Below are 15261 nucleotides of genomic sequence, written 5' to 3'. Positions count from 1 at the left end.
AGCGCCGATGAGATCATTGAAGCTCGATACGCCAAAATCGCTGTCGCAGCGGGTGATGCAGCGGCTGCGGCAGGCGATCATCGACGGCGAGTTCGCGCTCGGCGCTGCGATCTCCGAGGAGATGGTGGCGAATTCCTTCGGCGTCAGCCGGACGCCGGTGCGCGAGGCGATGGGCCAGTTGCAAGCGCAGGGGCTCGTGGTGATCCGCCCGCAGGTCGGCAGTTTTGTCTTCACCCCGAGCGCGGACGACATCGCCGCGCTCTGCACTTTCAGGATCGCGCTGGAGCCCAAGGCCGCAGAACTCGCCTTCCGCCACGATCGCGACGGTGCGGTCGCGACGATGAGCGAGGCGATCGCGGCCATGGAGCCGGCGGTCGCGGCCCGCGACAACATCGCCTATGGCCGCGCCGATGCCGCGTTCCACGAGGCGCTGTTCACCCATTGCGGCAACCGCTACCTCGTCGAATCCTACCAGCTCGTCTCGGGCCGCGTCGCGGCGCTGCGCACCAATCTGACCTCGCCGATCGACGTGCGCACCCCGCACGTCCTTCGACGAGCACCGCAAGCTGCTGGACCTGTTCGCGCGCGGCGCGTTTGCGGCTTTCGAGGCGCTGATGACCACGCACATCACCAATTCGGGCGTGGTCTACGCCAAGGCCCTGAAGGTGGAGGCGCTGAAAGTGGATTGAGCGGTTCTACCGCCCGTCCTTCGGACCAGGCCTGTCCAGGAAATCCAGCGCGGTGTTGATCTGCTCGAGCTGATGCTCGATCCTGTCGCGGTCCTCGATGGTTTGCGCCGTCTCGAGCTCCTCTACGAGCTTCTGCTTCCGCGCCAGCAAGTTCTCTATGACCGTACTCACAAGTCCCCCATCGCCCCGAAGCGAGCATCAAGGCAAAAATCCGGTTGCGGGCACTGGCGCCGGGATCGTCGCGGCGCGCGCGAGCGGAGCTCGCGCCGGTGCCTTCATCAGAATGTTCGCGGGGGCGGTTGGTTCCTGCAAATGAACCGCAACGCGGGGCCGACGGAACTGTCGGCGCAAGCTGACCGCCGTCAGAAGCTTCCTTGCCCATCATATGAGCGATCCGTCGTCCGGGTTCTCACCGCGGCCGGCATCGGATCTGCGATTGCTCCATCACAGTCCGCTGACGCTGCCCGCGCGACTGGCGTTGCCGAATTGCGCGCCACGCGGGAACCGGAATCGTCGAAGACAGCCCAGCGATCGGTTGTATTCGCGCCTCCGGAGTCCTATGCGTATGCGCCATGGACACCCAGATCATCGCCGCCGAAAAGCCTCTGATGGCCCAGGCCCGCCCGCGCAAGCCGGCGCCGTTTCTCCCGATGAGCCGCGCCGAGATGGACGCGCTCGGCTGGGATGCCTGCGACATCGTGCTGGTGACGGGCGATGCCTATGTCGACCATCCGAGTTTCGGCATGGCGATCATCGGCCGGCTGCTGGAGGCGCAAGGCTTCCGGGTCGGCATCATCGCGCAGCCGGACTGGCATTCGGCCGAGCCGTTTAGGGCGTTAGGCAAGCCAAAAGTCTTTTTCGGCGTGACCGGCGGCAACATGGACTCCATGGTGAACCGCTACACCGCGGACCGCCGCCTGCGCCATGACGACGCCTACACGGCGGGCGGCGAAGGCGGCAAGCGGCCGGACCGCTGCACCATCGTCTATGCCCAGCGCTGCCGCGAGGCGTTCAAGGACGTGCCGGTCGTGCTCGGCGGCATCGAGGCCTCGCTGCGCCGGATCGCCCATTACGACTACTGGTCCGACAAGGTGCGCCGCTCGGTGCTGGCCGACGCCAAGGCAGATCTGCTGCTCTACGGCAATGCCGAGCGCGCGGTCGTCGAAGTGGCGAACCGTCTTGCCGCGGGCGAAGCGCCGCGCGAGCTCGACGACATCAGGGGCGTCGCGCTGTTCCGCCGCGTGCCCGAGGATTACAGCGAACTGCACGCCGACGATCTCGACTCCGCCGACGAGGGCGCATCGCGGACGAAAGGCCCGACCGTGATCCGGCTGCCGGCGCTGGAGCAGGTCGAGCAGGACAAGGAAGCCTATGCCCGCGCGTCACGCGTGTTGCACCGGGAGAGCAATCCCGGCAATGCGCGGCCGCTGGTGCAGCGTCATGGCGACCGCGATCTCTGGCTCAACCCGCCGCCGATCCCGCTGACCAGCGACGAGATGGACGCGGTCTACGACCTTCCTTACGCGCGCGCCCCGCATCCGTCCTACGGCGATGCCAAGATCCCGGCGTGGGACATGATCAAGTTCTCCGTGACGATCATGCGCGGCTGTTTCGGTGGCTGCACCTTCTGCTCGATCACCGAGCATGAGGGGCGCATCATCCAGAATCGCTCCGAAGGCTCCATCCTGCGCGAGATCGAGAAGATCCGTGACAAGACGCCGGGCTTCACCGGCGTGATCTCCGACATCGGCGGCCCCACCGCCAACATGTACCGGATGGCGTGCAAGGACCCGAAGGTCGAGGCGGCGTGCCGGCGACCGTCCTGCGTCTTCCCGGAGATCTGCCCGAACCTCAACACGTCGCATGACGATTTGATCCAGCTCTATCGCAAGGTGCGCGAGACCAAGGGCATCAAGAAGGTGATGGTCGCCTCCGGCGTGCGCTACGACCTCGCGGTGGAGAGCCCGGAATACATCAAGGAGCTCGTCACCCATCACGTCGGCGGTTATCTGAAGATCGCGCCGGAGCACACCGAGCGCGGCCCACTCGACAAGATGATGAAGCCGGGCATCGGCGCCTACAACCAGTTCAAGCGGATGTTCGATGCCGCGGCCGAGCGGGCCGGCAAGAAATATTACCTGATCCCGTATTTCATCGCGGCGCATCCGGGCACGACCGACGAGGACATGATGAACCTCGCGCTCTGGCTCAAGAAGAACCGCTATCGCGCCGACCAGGTGCAGACCTTCCTGCCCTCACCGATGGCGACCGCGACCGCGATGTATCACACCGGCGTCAATCCGCTGCGCGGCGTGCGTCACGGCGGCAGCGACAAGGTCGAGGCGATCAAGGGCCTGCGGCAGCGCCGCCTGCACAAGGCGTTCCTGCGCTACCACGACCCCGACAACTGGCCCGTGCTGCGCGAGGCGCTGAAAGCGATGGGCCGCGCCGACCTGATCGGCTCCCGCCCCGACCAGCTCGTCCCCGCGCACCAGCCGCCCGGCACCGGCAAGGCCGCCGGCACACGGCGGCCCGTGCGTCCCGGCGGCAAGACACAGCGGTTCACGACCAAGGGTCTGCGGGTGATGAAGTAGGCAAGAGCCGGATGAGGTCCAGTCCGGCCTGCCTTCAAAATAGAAAATTTGAAAACAACCCCATGCACAGTAGCCTGCATGAGCGGGATCGATGGCTTACGCTCTTTGCGCCGACGTTGACCCGTCGGGCAAGACAGGAGCAGGATGGCATCGTCGGGCGCCTGGGATGAGCAAGCCTCCGGCGCCACTCCGTATCGATATCGTCAAGCTTCACACAGCGTCCCGCGCGCGAGCTTTTTCGCGCCTGTTCGACGCGCTGTGAGGATCATGCTCCAAACGATAGTCGAACCAGTCCATCGATTGGAATCCAATCTACACGCCGGGCGATGAGCGCTCGCTCCGTACCGCACACACCGAGACCCCTTGACCTCGGCGCCATCATGTAACATATGAAGTTACATGAAACGAGACAGCCGTCTATCCGGCGTGCTCCATGTCCTTCTCCACATGGCGCAGCAGCCTGGCCCCTTCACGTCCGAGACCCTGGCGAAGGCGATGGACACCAACCCGGTGGTGATCCGGCGCATCATGGCGGGCCTGCGGGACCTCGGCTACGTCCGCTCCGAGAAGGGGCATGGCGGCGGCTGGACGCTCGCTTGCAATCTTTCAAAGGTGACGCTGCGCGACGTCTACACCGCGCTCGGCAGTCCCTCGCTTCTGGCCATGGGCAACCGGACGGAGGCGCCGGGCTGTCTCGTCGAGCAGGCCGTCAATGCCGCCCTCGATCAGGCCTTTCAAGATGCCGAGGCGCTGCTGCTGTCGCGCCTCGGTGCAGTGACGCTGGCGATGCTGGGCGATGATCTGCGCAAGCGGCTCGGGTCCCGCAAGGTCCGCGACATCAGCGCACATCACGCGTGATCGGCTCCATTCAGCAAGGCAACCTCATGACCGACATTCAAGCCATGTTCTCCGATCCGGAAGCGGTGGCGAAATACACGGAAGGGCCGCCGCGGTTCGTTCCCGGCTACAATTCCATGCTGTCCATGGCGGCGATCCTGCTGGCCGAGCGCGCGCGTGAAGACGCGCGAATCCTCGCCCTCGGCGCTGGTGGCGGCCTGGAGTTGAGAGCCTTTGCGCAGGCGCAGCCGCGCTGGACCTTCGACGGTGTGGACCCCTCGGCGGCGATGCTCGATCTCGCGCGGCAAACGTTGGGCCCGCTCGCTTCGCGCGCGCATCTCCACCGGGGCTATGTCGACGCTACCCCGGAGGGGCCGTTCGACGGCGCCACGTGCCTGTTGACCCTGCACTTCGTCGATGCCGCGGAACGGCGTCGCATTGCCTCCGAAATCCGCCGCCGCCTCAAGCCGGGCGCGCCCTTCGTGATCGCTCATTTCAGCATCCCTGATCGCGACGATGAGCGGCCGCTGTGGCTATCGCGATATTCGGCGTTCCTGGCCGCATCCGGCGTCGAGCCGGACAAGGCGGCTGCCGCGCGCGACGCCGTCACCAACCATCTGGAGATCCTCACGCCCGCGCAGGATGAGGCAATTCTGCGGAACGCTGGCTTCTCCGAGCCGACCCTGTTCTACGCCGGATTCACCTTCCGCGGCTGGGTGGCATACGCCTGAGACGTCACGCTTCGTCGACACGGCGCGCATTCATGCAAAGCCGGGACGTGCAGACATGATCCCTTAGCCCGCAAATGAGGCGGTGTCCGTTCTGCCTTCAAAACCAGACATGGCCAGTACGCTCCTGCGAGTCGGCAAAGGGCCAACAACGGAAGAAGCTCTGCAAGAGGTGATCATCGGACATTGATTGCAACATCAATCCGCATCTACGCGCTAGTCGCGCGCGGGCACCGGCTTCCGCGTGCTGGTCGCCGCCGGAAGCGGCGTGAAATCCGGGTTCTGGTCGTTACCGACCCGTATGCCGGAATAAGCGACGAGCCCGTCAGCGGTGGCGACCGCGTCGCCCGAGCGTAACGAGCCGTCCATCGCGAGATCGACTGATGCAAGACCGGCGGGGCTTTGGCCGTTGCAAGTGCAATCGGCGCGCAGCGCCTTCCGATAGGCAAAGGCGTTTTCGCTATCGGCGTAGCGTTCGCCGGTTGCGGCATAGGCTCTGTCAATGCTGGAGCCGAAGAAAACTTTGGTCGGGCTTGCCGGACAGAAGGCCTTACACATCTGCGCCGGCGAGGCCGCGCCGCGCATCAGCGGAAAATATTTGCCGTCGCAACTGCGCACGCAGAAGGCAGGTCCCGCGCTTACGACGACCGGCCGCGGCGGTGGTGATTGCGGATCAAAAGACGAGGTCTGCTGCTGTTGCTTCTGGCCGCCACCGAAAAAGAAATCAAGCAAGCCTTCGGCCGCACTCATTTCGGGCGTCAGCGCCACGGGGCCAACGATGGCGACAGCAACAAGCATGCGGCGCAGCTTGCGCTGAAAGCACGATTCGGTACGCATCGCTTGCTCCACCGGACGCAACGAACTCTCTTCAGCACAAAGAGCGCTTGCGGCAATCGTGGATACGAAACGCGCTCTAAGCTGGGCGGAGAAGGGGAAAGAAATAGACGAGTGGGCACGGCAAGCGCCACATTTCGGCCGTTATGGGACGCCGTGGGAGCCGTGATCCCCCGGAGTTCGCGCCGCGTTGAAACCGACCGAAGTCCGGTTCGGGTCAAAAGCAGCGGTCGTCCAATCTGTCAGGCGGTGTCCGGCCTCCCTCAAACCGCAGACATGACGATCGCTCATGTGGCGCTCGGCTCGGGGCCACTGACAGACCATTTTCGCGTGACCAAGTACGGTCTGCTCGCGGAAGCCGACGTGAGCGGCGGCATTACCGGCACATGCGGGAGCATCACCGACGTTAACCCTGTCGGCAAATGATTTGTCGCGAGTCGGCAGCCGTCGACAAGTTGCCTCATTGGCGCGGAGAATTTTCAGCGGCACGAATCTGGGTCAGAGGCGCATTATGCTGAGAATGGCGTTGTTGGGCCTCCTCATCCTGTTGAGTGTAGGAATGCTGTCGGCAATGGAGCTGAGAGCGCCACCGCGTCGCGCGGCCGCGATCGTGCAGCCGCTTGCCGAGCAGGACGCGGGCACTTCTGCTTCACACGACGCCCTGGCGAAGGCTGACCGCCTCGACGTTGCCGCTGTGAGCAGCGCGATGCCGACACAGACTGCTTCGGTGGAAGACCGCGTTGCTCCGCCAGAAGACGCCCATATTGGCTCGTCCGAGCCGGAGCCGATCGTCCGTCATCGGCACAATCCGAAAAAGATCGCGACCGCTGAACGTCCCAAGCCGAAGGCAACCGCTGTCAAGCGAACTGCCAACTTCCAGCGCTCAAAGGCCGCAAGCAATGCGGAGCCCTGTCGGCTCAAGGCGTTTGGTGGCTTGCGCAAGGCATTGAATTTGACCGGTTGCGACATCTGAGGACGCTTCTCGGGTGGCCGATTGAAGTTGAGCGATCCGAGTTCGTGGCCCGCTATCGGGCAGCAGTCCAGACCGCGCCTAATCAGTTTCCCCAAAGGGGGCTTACGGGTGCACACCCCGTATTGCCATCTTTCCTCCGATCGACGTCTCGCAAACTCTTCCGATCATCCATATGTTGCCCCCATGAAAAAGATCGGATTTCTGTCCTTCGGACACTGGACGCCCTCGCCGCAGTCGCAGACGCGCTCGGCGGCGGACACGCTGCTGCAATCGATCGAGCTTGCGGTTGCGGCCGAGCAGCTCGGCGCGGACGGCGCCTATTTCCGTGTGCATCACTTCGCGCGCCAGCTGGCCTCGCCCTTTCCGCTGCTTGCCGCGGTCGGCGCCAGGACCAGCACAATCGAGATCGGCACCGCCGTGATCGACATGCGCTACGAGAACCCGCTCTACATGGTGGAGGACGCGGGCTCCGCCGATCTCATCGCCGGCGGCCGGCTGCAGCTCGGCATCAGCCGCGGCTCGCCCGAGCAGGTGATCGACGGCTGGCGCTATTTCGGATACCGGCCGGCCGACGGCCAGAGCGATGCCGACATGGGCCGCCGCCATGCCGAGGTCTTTCTCGACCTGCTCCGCGGCGAAGGCTTTGCCGAGCCCAATCCGCAGCCGATGTTTCCGAACCCGCCGGGGCTGCTGCGCCTCGAGCCGCATACCGCCGGCCTGCGCGAACGGATCTGGTGGGGCGCCGGCTCCAACGCGACCGCCGTGTGGGCGGCGAAGCTCGGCATGAATTTGCAAAGCTCGACGCTGAAGAACGACGAGACCGGCGAGGCCTTCCATGTGCAGCAGGCCACGCAAATCCGCGCCTATCGTGCCGCGTGGAAGGAAGCCGGCCACGCCCGCGAGCCGCGCGTGTCCGTCAGCCGCAGCATCTTCGCGCTGATGAACGATCGCGACCGCGCCTATTTCGGCGGGGAGCGCGGAGGCGAAGACCAGATCGGCTTCATCGACCCGCAGACGCGGGCGATCTTCGGCCGCTCCTATGCGGCGGAGCCGGATGTGCTGATCGAGCAGCTGCGGCAGGATGAGGCGATCGCGGAGGCTGACACCTTGCTGCTGACGATCCCGAACCAGCTGGGCGTGGCCTACTGCGCGCATGCGATTGAGGCGATCCTGACACACGTTGCGCCTGCGCTCGGCTGGCGCTGAGAGATCTGGCGAAAGCCGTGCACCACATGTCGGCCAATTCGCCACCGTTGATCTGTTGACCCAATGCGTCAGGGGCGTGTTGGCTCATTATTAATGGGCAACCGCCACCCGGGCGTTGGAACTTCGTCGCATCGCTCGCAGACCGACGACCGGCGAACGGACGCCATGACACGCGACCTGCCAGGACGCTGCTCCGCCGTCTTCTCGCCCCCATTGTCGTTCAGGGAGCTAGGCGGGGCGGCGCTATGGTGGGCATAGTTCCCAAAGGTTCCGCGTGATCGTCCGACATCTTCTACAACGCGACTCTCATCATTCCCTTTCGCGCCGCGCGCTCCTGCGCGGGCTTGTCTCGGCAGGCAGCACTCTCGCGCTGGGCGGATGCGCAGGCTTGGGCGCGACCGGCGCGCGCTACGACGCGTCGTCCCTTTCCGTTGATCCCACACTGCTCGTCGCCACCACACGAAAGCCCGTGAAGGGCGGCCGCACGAAACCCTGGTTCGGGCCGGAGCGGGCGACCGCAATGACGGTCGCTCGGGCAAGGCTGGTGGCGCCGGACGAGAGCCGACTTTCTCTCGCCTCGGTCGGACTGGGCGATTGGCGCCTAGATCAGGTCGAACCGGTGCAAGCCGAAATTGGCGATCTCCTTGCGCAGGGCGGCGCGGGAGGAGATGTGCTGATCTATGTGCACGGCTTCAAGCAGACATTCGAGACGGCCGCGCTCGACGCCGCCCATCTCTCCGATGGGATCAAGTTCCGCGGCCGGACCATGGTGTTCTCCTGGCCCTCCAAGGCAGGATTGTTCGACTATGCCTATGACCGGGACAGTGCGATGTGGTCCCGCGACGATTTCGAACGCGTGCTCTCTTCCCTCGTGTCGACGTCAGGCGGCGGCCGCGTGCACATCGTTGCGCACAGCATGGGGACCATGCTGACGCTCGAGAGCCTGCGTCAGCTCTATGCGCGATACGGCGACACCGTCACGAGCAGGATCGGGACGGTCGTGTTTGCCGCACCCGACATCGACATGGACGTGTTCACGTCGGCGATCCACCGCATCGGTCCGCTTGCCGGCAAGATCACCGTGATCGCCGCGACGAACGATCGCGCTCTGGCTCTGTCGGGACAAATCGCGGGTGGAATGACCAGGGTCGGCGCCGCCGAGAAGGCTGTCATCCAGCGGCTCGGCGTGCGCGTGGTCGATGCTTCCCAGGAAGGCTGGAGCATCATCAATCACGATCTGTTTCTATCGAGCACGGAAGTGCAGCGGGAGATCCGCCGTTCGATCGACAGTACGGCCGCGTAAGAGCGTGCACTTGCGGCGCATCGTGGACTTCCCGATGGACGCGCCGACTTCTTCGCCGGCTTCACGCGCTCGGCGCAGGGAGACTATCTGCAGGCCTTCATGATCGCGGGCGCAACGCGGATCGTCGCGGCCGTGCTGTCGCCGATGATCGGCCGGCGGCCGGTGCAACCCGCGCTCGCCACGGCCTTGTCAACGCCATCCGCGCCTCGCCACCAGATGACCGGGTAGGACCAGTCGTTGGTGTGATCGGCATCGGCCGCGGCGTTCAGCTGATGTTTAGCAAGATCCGCCCTGACGTGCCGCTGCGCATCAAATCCAGCGCGTCGTTGATGTCATCGAGCGCGAACTCGTGGGTCACGATCCCGCGGTAACTGACCTTGCCGGCTTCGTCGAGCCGGACGAGACGCGGGATGTCGCGCGCCGGCTGGCACTGCCCGCCTTCCGAACCCTTCAGCACCTTCTCGAAGTGCAGCGGCAGCGTGTAGATCTCGACCTTGTCGCGGGGAACACCGACAAGGATACAGCGGCCCTTCTTCGCGGTGACCTCGTAGGCGAGCTCGATCAAGCGGCTGACGCCGGTGGTCTCGACGACCTTGTCGGGCCCGTCAGGCCCCGTGATGGACCGGACCTCGGCGGCCAGATCCTTTACCGCGTCGGAGTTGATGGTGTGGGTGGCGCCGAACTGCCTCGCCATCTCCAGCTTGTTGTCGAGGCGGTCGATCGCAACGACCGGATGGGCGCCGACCATCGCGGCGAATTGCACGATGTTCAGCCCGACGCCGCCGACGCCGAACACGACGACGGCTTCGCCGATGGCGACCTGCGCGTCGTTGTTGACGACGCCGAGCGCGGTCGTCACCGCGCAGCCGAGCAGCGGCGCGCTCGTGCGATCGATCGAGGGGGGAACGGGCGTGACGCGATTTTCCGACACCACGGCATATTCGTTGAAGGTGGTGACCCAGCCCGCGTTGAGGCGCTTGCCGTGCCAGGAATAGACCGGCGTATTGGACTGGATGCCCTTGCCCGGCCGCCAATGCATGACGACGGTGTCGCCCTGCTTGCACGAGACGACGCCGGGTCCGGTTTCGATGATGGTCGCCAGCGCTTCGTGCCCCAAAAGGTGCGGCAGGAACTTGTCGACGCCCTTGACGGCGTCGATCTCGTTGATCTGTGCGCCGCAGATGCTCGAGGTGTGCACGTGCGCGAGCACCTGGCCGTGTTCGAGCGTATCGGGCAAGGTGAACTCGTCGACGATCAGCGGCTTGCCGGACTCGGCGAGAATCGCTGCCTTGGCAGTCTTGATGTCCATGAGCTGAGCCCGGTCACTCGAAATAGATGAATTCGTAATCGCCGGTGTAACCGAGCTTCCCGTAGAGCCAGATCCATTCGGAGGTGTGCAGGATGGACTCCGCCGTCAGCGCCCAGCATTCGAGGTTGTGCAACTCGGCAACGGTCCGGTAGCCCTCGACCATGACGTATTTGTTCTTGCCGACCCGCTCGATCTCCTTGAGCGCCGCATCGAGCTCGTAGAGCCTGAGATTGTGCAGAGTGCCGAGCGAGATGACGAGGTCGAAACTGTCGTCGCCATAGGGATAGACGTCCTGGGCGCGATAGTTGAACAAATACGGCCTCACCTGCTCATGCGAATTTGCAAGACCGTGCTTGGAGATATCGAAGCCGACGACCTTCAAGCCCGGCAGGATCTTTTGCATCTCGTACAGCAGGAAGCCCTTGCCGCAGCCGACGTCGAGCACGCTGGACCCATCCTTCAGGCCATAGGTCTCGATCAGCGCCTTGGCGACCGGAGCCCAGCGCCCGTCGATGAAGCGGTAGCCGCCATAGCCGAAACGGCGGTCGCCATCCCAATAATCGGCCTCGTATTCCCGCGCCTTCAGCGAGCAGCCGATCTTGTCGTCGTTCATGCGCCCCATGTAGTCGCGCTTGGTCGCAGTATGCAGTGGCGTCACGATATTCAGTAGTCGTCCCATCAAGTCCTCGGATTCCATCACGCGCTGAGATTGTCTTGACCGGCCTGGGGAGCCTTGCGACGTGACCTGCGAATCACCCTAGCATCTGTGCTGCAGGTGATCGTTGTTTCAGATCAATGATGGTGCGGCAGCCCCATCCACAACGTGCAGATGCGCACGGCCGGCGTCAGCCGGTCAAGGATCGAGGGATTCCTCCGCTTCACTGAGAGCTTCATCGATCGGACAAGTTCGGACCCGCCTGCTTCTGCAGGCATTCGCGGGTAGCGCGGACCCGATGTCAGGCGGACGCTTCGGCCGGCTCCGACATCGTCACCCGGTTCTTGACGCTGGGGCGCTCCTGCATCCGGGCGTACCAGGCGCGAAGTGCCTCGCACTCCGCAGGCACCGGCAGCTTCAGGAGCTCCGCAAAGATCAAGCCGCCGATGACCGTGATGTCGGCCATCGAGAAGGCCTCGCCGGCGACGAATGGCTGCTGCTTCAGAATGCCGTTGAAGTAATGCATGCCTCTGACGGCCTTGTCGCGCTGACGCAGGCCCCACTCGGCGTTCTGATAGATCTCGACCTCGGGCCCAAGCCCCGGCGTTGCGTGATGAAAGTACACGCTGATCGCGTCGAGCAGCTCCAGCTCGCCGCGCTTGCTCATCATGTGGATCACGCCCTTTTCGCGCGGCGTCCTGCCGGTGAGCACGGGAGCGCCGTCGAGCGCGTCGAGATATTCGGTGATGGCGGTGCATTCGCCGATGAAGGTGCCGTCGTCGAGCTCGAGCACCGGCAGCGTGCCCGAGTAGTTCTTGGCGAGGAACTCGGGTTTCTTGTGCTCGCCCTTCCACAGGTTGACCGACACGAACGTGACGCGCGGCCGCAGATTCTTCTCGGCGATGGCGATGCGAACGCGGGCCGGGTAAGGGCCGGTGGCCCAATCATGAATCTTCATCGATAAACCTCTTTGCTTCTCTCTACCTGCCACTTGGTAGACATTTATAGCCTTCAAAACCCGGCGGTCAAAGCCTATCTGTCACTTGGTAGATAACGAAGCGGTGAGGCGGCGACATGAGTACCAGCGCACGGGAAGCCATCCTGGCGGCCGCCAGACGCACCGCACAGGCGCACGGCTATGGCGGCCTGAACTTCCGCGATCTCGCCGCTGAGGTCGGCATCAAGGCCGCGAGCATCCACTATCATTTCCCGAGCAAGGCCGATCTCGGCGCAGCGGTCGCCAGGCGCTACTGGGAGGACACCGCGGCGGCGCTCGAAGCCATGCTGGCCGAGACCCCGGATCCCCTGCGCTGCCTGCACCGCTATCCCGACGTCTTTCGCAAGGCACTCGAGAACGGCAACCGCATGTGCCTGTGCAGCTTCATGGCTGCCGAGCATGACGACCTGCCGGACGCGGTGAAGCGGGAGGTGCAGGCCTTTGCCGATGTGAATGTCGCCTGGCTGAGCAAGGTCCTGGCCGCTGCGGCTCCGAGCAGTTCCGGGGAGAGCGAACGGCGCGCCCGGGCGATCTTCGCCGCGATCGGCGGCGCCCAGCTCCTGGCGCGGAGCCGCTCGGATCTGTCGCTCTACGACACCTTGATCGACAGCTACCGCGCGGCCGGTCTGCTGCCGGCCTGACGGATGGTTCCCGCGAGCCGGGGCGATGACACCATGAGAGTGGCGGCACCGCAGGATTGCGTGCACCATGGCGGCCGATTCGAACGTCGTGGACGCCTGCGGCGCCCATCTTGGTGCCGCTGTCGATTTCGGTGTCGGGGAGGACCTCATGCGTAAGCCCGAACGCAACTTCGGCTAGCGTTGGCCGAAATGCACCATCATGCGGCTTCTCACGATCCCGTTCTGGTCGCGCTATCGATTCTGATCGCGGCCCTCGCCTCCTATACGGCGCTGGACCTGGCGACCCGAATGCGAGCTGCTTCGGGAAGGGCCCGCCGATCCTGGCTGGTCGCCGCGGCGATCGCCATGGGCGGCGGCATCTGGTCGATGCATTTCGTCGGCATGCTGGCCTTCAGCCTGCCTGGAATCGAAATCTCCTACGATCCATTCCTGACTCTGCTCTCGCTCGTCATTCCGATCGTCGTCGCCGCTGCCGCCTTTGCCGTTGTCGGACGACGCCCGCAGGCGCTGCTCGCATCCGGCTTCGCGATGGGACTTGGCATCTCCGGCATGCACTATACCGGCATGGCCGCGATGCGGATGGCGGCCCTCATCCAATACGATCCCCGATGGGTCGTGCTCTCGATCCTGATCGCGATCAGCGCCTCGATCGTGGCGCTCTGGCTCGCCTTTCGCAACACCAACGCGGTGCAGCGGCTGTTCGCGGGCCTGGTGATGGGCCTTGCGATCTCCGGCATGCACTATGCCGCGATGGAAGGCGCCACGTTCCTGCCGACCAGCGCCATGGCCCGGCCGGCAGGCCATCTCGGCGTCGGTCAGGCGCCGCTCGCGTTCCTGCTCGCCGGCATCACCATCATGATCCTGAGCATCGGCATCGCGGCGGCCGTCTATGACAGGGCATCGGCGGAGCGCGCCCAACGCGAGGCCGCCGCACTGAGGCGCAGCGAAGAACGCTTTCGGCTGCTTGTCGAAGGCATCGCGGACCACGCGATCTTCATGCTCGATCCGGACGGGCGCGTGGGCAACTGGAATCTCGGCGCGCGCCGGCTGATGGGCTATGGCGACGACATCGTCGGGACGAGCTACACCATTTTTCACACCGAGGAAGATTGCGCGGCCGGGGCGCCCGCGCGCGCGCTCGTTGAAGCCGAGCGGGAGGGGAAGTCCGCCATCGAAGGCTGGCGGGTGCGCAAGGACCGCAGCCGCTTCTGGGCGGAGGCAACGATCGTCGCGGTCCGGAACGACAGCGGCGCAATCGCCGGCTTTGCGAAGATCGTGCGCGACGTCAGCGAACGGAGACGGGCGCAGGAAGCGCTGGACCGCGCGCGCGAAGCATTGATGATGTCGCAGAAGATGGAGACGATCGGCCAGCTCACCGGCGGCGTGGCCCACGACTTCAACAACCTGCTCGCGGCCGTTCTCGGCAGCCTCGAACTGCTGAAGAAGCGCCTGCCGACGGACGATCCGAAGATCCTGCGCCTGGTGGAGAACGCGATGCAGGGCGCGGTGCGCGGCGCCTCCCTGACCCAGCGCATGCTCGCTTTCGCGCGCAAGCAGGATCTCAGGCCGGCGGTCGTCGACGTCCGCGAGTTGGTGCGCGGCATGGCGTCATTGCTGAAATTCGAGGCCGGAATTGATGTCGAGACGCGGTTCCCGATGCATCTGCCGAAGGTGAAGGTCGACGCGAACCAGCTCGAACTGGCGATCCTCAACCTGGCGGTCAACGCGCGCGATGCGATGCCGGACGGCGGCCAGATCACCATCGCCGCACGCGAGGAGCAGGGCGAAGGCGGCCTTTCGAGCAGCGGCTATGTCGCGCTCTCGGTCAGCGACACGGGCTGCGGCATGAGCGACGAGATCCTCAAGCACGCCCAGGAGCCGTTCTTCACGACCAAGGGCGTCGGCAAGGGCACCGGGCTCGGCCTGTCGATGGTCCACGGACTTGCCGAGCAGTCCGGCGGCAGGCTCGTCTTGAAGAGCCGTCCCGGAGAGGGCACGACGGCCGACATCTGGCTGCCGATCGCCGAGGGGACCGCGGTGCCGGACCTGCGCATAGCGGCTCCGGCAGCCGTAGCCCGGCCCAGCCGGCAGCTTTCCGTGCTCGTCGTCGACGACGACCTCCTGGTGCTCGAGAACACGGCGGCGATGCTGGAGGATCTCGGGCACGTCGTGGTCGAGGCGCGCTCGGGCGATGAGGCGCTGGCCTTGCTCCGCCGCACCCGCACCGTCGACCTGGTCGTGACCGACTATGCCATGCCCGGCATGACCGGCCTTGCAGCTTGCCAACGCCATCGCTGCGGAGCGCCCGGAGACGGTCATCCTCCTCAGCACGGGATACGCGGACCTCCCGAGCGACACGCGATCCAGCCTGCCGCGCCTGGCAAAGCCGTTCGACCAGGCCGCACTTGCGAAGGCGATCGAGGCGGCGATGGGCGAGGAAGAGCCGGCCGGATCCGTCGTCGCGTTTCGGCCGAAGAGCGCATGATTGCCTGATG

Annotated in this window: 13 protein-coding genes and 2 pseudogenes; 10 read left to right on the top strand and 5 right to left on the bottom strand. The window is 65.0% G+C overall.

Going from position 1 to position 15261, the window contains the following annotated elements:
* The first annotated feature begins 7 nt into the window (after positions 1–7).
* Positions 8–689, top strand: a pseudogene (locus ACVWW6_RS10655) (GntR family transcriptional regulator).
* A gap of 6 nt (positions 690–695) precedes the next feature.
* Here ACVWW6_RS10655 and ACVWW6_RS10650 read toward each other — a convergent pair.
* Positions 696–860 carry a hypothetical protein gene (locus ACVWW6_RS10650; RefSeq protein WP_165448180.1) on the bottom strand — a complete coding sequence of 55 codons (165 nt, stop codon included), beginning with the start codon at positions 858–860 and terminating at the stop codon, positions 696–698.
* Positions 861–1261: 401 nt separating this feature from the next.
* Here ACVWW6_RS10650 and ACVWW6_RS10645 point away from each other — a divergent pair, with 401 nt between their 5' ends.
* The 3 genes from ACVWW6_RS10645 (at position 1262) to ACVWW6_RS10635 (ending at position 4851) form a co-directional block, all read left to right on the top strand.
* Positions 1262–3283, top strand: a complete 2022-nt coding sequence (locus ACVWW6_RS10645; protein ID WP_456680680.1) for a YgiQ family radical SAM protein — start codon at positions 1262–1264, stop codon at positions 3281–3283.
* A gap of 399 nt (positions 3284–3682) precedes the next feature.
* Positions 3683–4141 (top strand): Rrf2 family transcriptional regulator, encoded by a 459-nt coding sequence (locus ACVWW6_RS10640; protein ID WP_456680679.1) that lies wholly within the window; start codon positions 3683–3685, stop codon positions 4139–4141.
* On the top strand, positions 4138–4851 hold the full coding sequence (locus ACVWW6_RS10635; RefSeq protein ID WP_456680678.1) for a class I SAM-dependent methyltransferase: 714 nt from the start codon (positions 4138–4140) through the stop codon (positions 4849–4851). Before ACVWW6_RS10640 ends, ACVWW6_RS10635 begins: the two co-directional genes overlap by 4 nt.
* 213 nt (positions 4852–5064) lie before the next feature.
* Here ACVWW6_RS10635 and ACVWW6_RS10630 read toward each other — a convergent pair whose 3' ends face one another.
* The gene (locus ACVWW6_RS10630; protein ID WP_456683148.1) at positions 5065–5697 is read right to left on the bottom strand and encodes a DUF2865 domain-containing protein; all 633 of its coding nucleotides are present in this window, start codon (positions 5695–5697) and stop codon (positions 5065–5067) included.
* 261 nt (positions 5698–5958) lie between these two features.
* Between ACVWW6_RS10630 and ACVWW6_RS10625 the strand changes: the two genes are divergently transcribed.
* From ACVWW6_RS10625 to ACVWW6_RS10610, 4 genes are all read left to right on the top strand, one after another.
* Positions 5959–6108, top strand: a complete 150-nt coding sequence (locus tag ACVWW6_RS10625; protein ID WP_162494168.1) for a hypothetical protein — start codon at positions 5959–5961, stop codon at positions 6106–6108.
* An 85-nt stretch (positions 6109–6193) separates the two neighbouring features.
* The gene (locus ACVWW6_RS10620; protein ID WP_011090701.1) at positions 6194–6655 is read left to right on the top strand and encodes a hypothetical protein; all 462 of its coding nucleotides are present in this window, start codon (positions 6194–6196) and stop codon (positions 6653–6655) included.
* 183 nt (positions 6656–6838) lie between these two features.
* On the top strand, positions 6839–7861 hold the full coding sequence (locus ACVWW6_RS10615) for an LLM class flavin-dependent oxidoreductase (protein WP_404525515.1): 1023 nt from the start codon (positions 6839–6841) through the stop codon (positions 7859–7861).
* Positions 7862–8135: 274 nt separating this feature from the next.
* Positions 8136–9164, top strand: coding sequence for an alpha/beta hydrolase (locus tag ACVWW6_RS10610; protein WP_456680677.1), 1029 nt, complete (start codon positions 8136–8138; stop codon positions 9162–9164).
* A 265-nt stretch (positions 9165–9429) separates the two neighbouring features.
* Here the strand turns inward: ACVWW6_RS10610 and ACVWW6_RS10605 are convergent, their stop codons facing one another.
* From ACVWW6_RS10605 to ACVWW6_RS10595, 3 genes are all read right to left on the bottom strand, one after another.
* Positions 9430–10473 carry a zinc-binding dehydrogenase gene (locus tag ACVWW6_RS10605; RefSeq protein WP_456680676.1) on the bottom strand — a complete coding sequence of 348 codons (1044 nt, stop codon included), beginning with the start codon at positions 10471–10473 and terminating at the stop codon, positions 9430–9432.
* A gap of 13 nt (positions 10474–10486) precedes the next feature.
* Positions 10487–11152 (bottom strand): class I SAM-dependent methyltransferase, encoded by a 666-nt coding sequence (locus ACVWW6_RS10600; protein WP_028175493.1) that lies wholly within the window; start codon positions 11150–11152, stop codon positions 10487–10489.
* 277 nt (positions 11153–11429) lie between these two features.
* Entirely contained in the window at positions 11430–12086 is a 657-nt protein-coding gene (locus tag ACVWW6_RS10595) for a glutathione S-transferase (RefSeq protein WP_038966091.1), read from the bottom strand.
* A gap of 116 nt (positions 12087–12202) precedes the next feature.
* Here ACVWW6_RS10595 and ACVWW6_RS10590 point away from each other — a divergent pair, with 116 nt between their 5' ends.
* Both ACVWW6_RS10590 and ACVWW6_RS10585 read left to right on the top strand, forming a co-directional pair.
* A complete protein-coding gene (locus ACVWW6_RS10590; protein ID WP_011090707.1) occupies positions 12203–12766 on the top strand; it encodes a TetR/AcrR family transcriptional regulator in 564 nt (187 codons plus the stop codon).
* Between the two features lie 189 nt (positions 12767–12955).
* A pseudogene (locus ACVWW6_RS10585) lies at positions 12956–15251 on the top strand (MHYT domain-containing protein).
* The last annotated feature ends 10 nt before the right edge of the window (positions 15252–15261 follow it).

Source organism: Bradyrhizobium sp. USDA 3311, assembly GCF_054062495.1.
The sequence above is the reverse complement of the archived record's forward strand: the minus strand, read 5'-3'. Positions and strand labels throughout refer to the sequence as shown.

Bases quoted from the DNA above. Each gene is read 5' to 3' on its own strand.
- ACVWW6_RS10600 (WP_028175493.1), bottom strand. From the start codon at position 11,152: ATGGGACGACTACTGAATATCGTGACGCCACTGCATACTGCGACCAAG.
- ACVWW6_RS10615 (WP_404525515.1), top strand. From the start codon at position 6,839: ATGAAAAAGATCGGATTTCTGTCCTTCGGACACTGGACGCCCTCGCCG.
- ACVWW6_RS10590 (WP_011090707.1), top strand. From the start codon at position 12,203: ATGAGTACCAGCGCACGGGAAGCCATCCTGGCGGCCGCCAGACGCACC.
- ACVWW6_RS10625 (WP_162494168.1), top strand. From the start codon at position 5,959: ATGACGATCGCTCATGTGGCGCTCGGCTCGGGGCCACTGACAGACCAT.
- ACVWW6_RS10595 (WP_038966091.1), bottom strand. From the start codon at position 12,086: ATGAAGATTCATGATTGGGCCACCGGCCCTTACCCGGCCCGCGTTCGC.
- ACVWW6_RS10605 (WP_456680676.1), bottom strand. From the start codon at position 10,473: ATGGACATCAAGACTGCCAAGGCAGCGATTCTCGCCGAGTCCGGCAAG.
- ACVWW6_RS10620 (WP_011090701.1), top strand. From the start codon at position 6,194: ATGCTGAGAATGGCGTTGTTGGGCCTCCTCATCCTGTTGAGTGTAGGA.
- ACVWW6_RS10645 (WP_456680680.1), top strand. From the start codon at position 1,262: ATGGACACCCAGATCATCGCCGCCGAAAAGCCTCTGATGGCCCAGGCC.
- ACVWW6_RS10640 (WP_456680679.1), top strand. From the start codon at position 3,683: ATGAAACGAGACAGCCGTCTATCCGGCGTGCTCCATGTCCTTCTCCAC.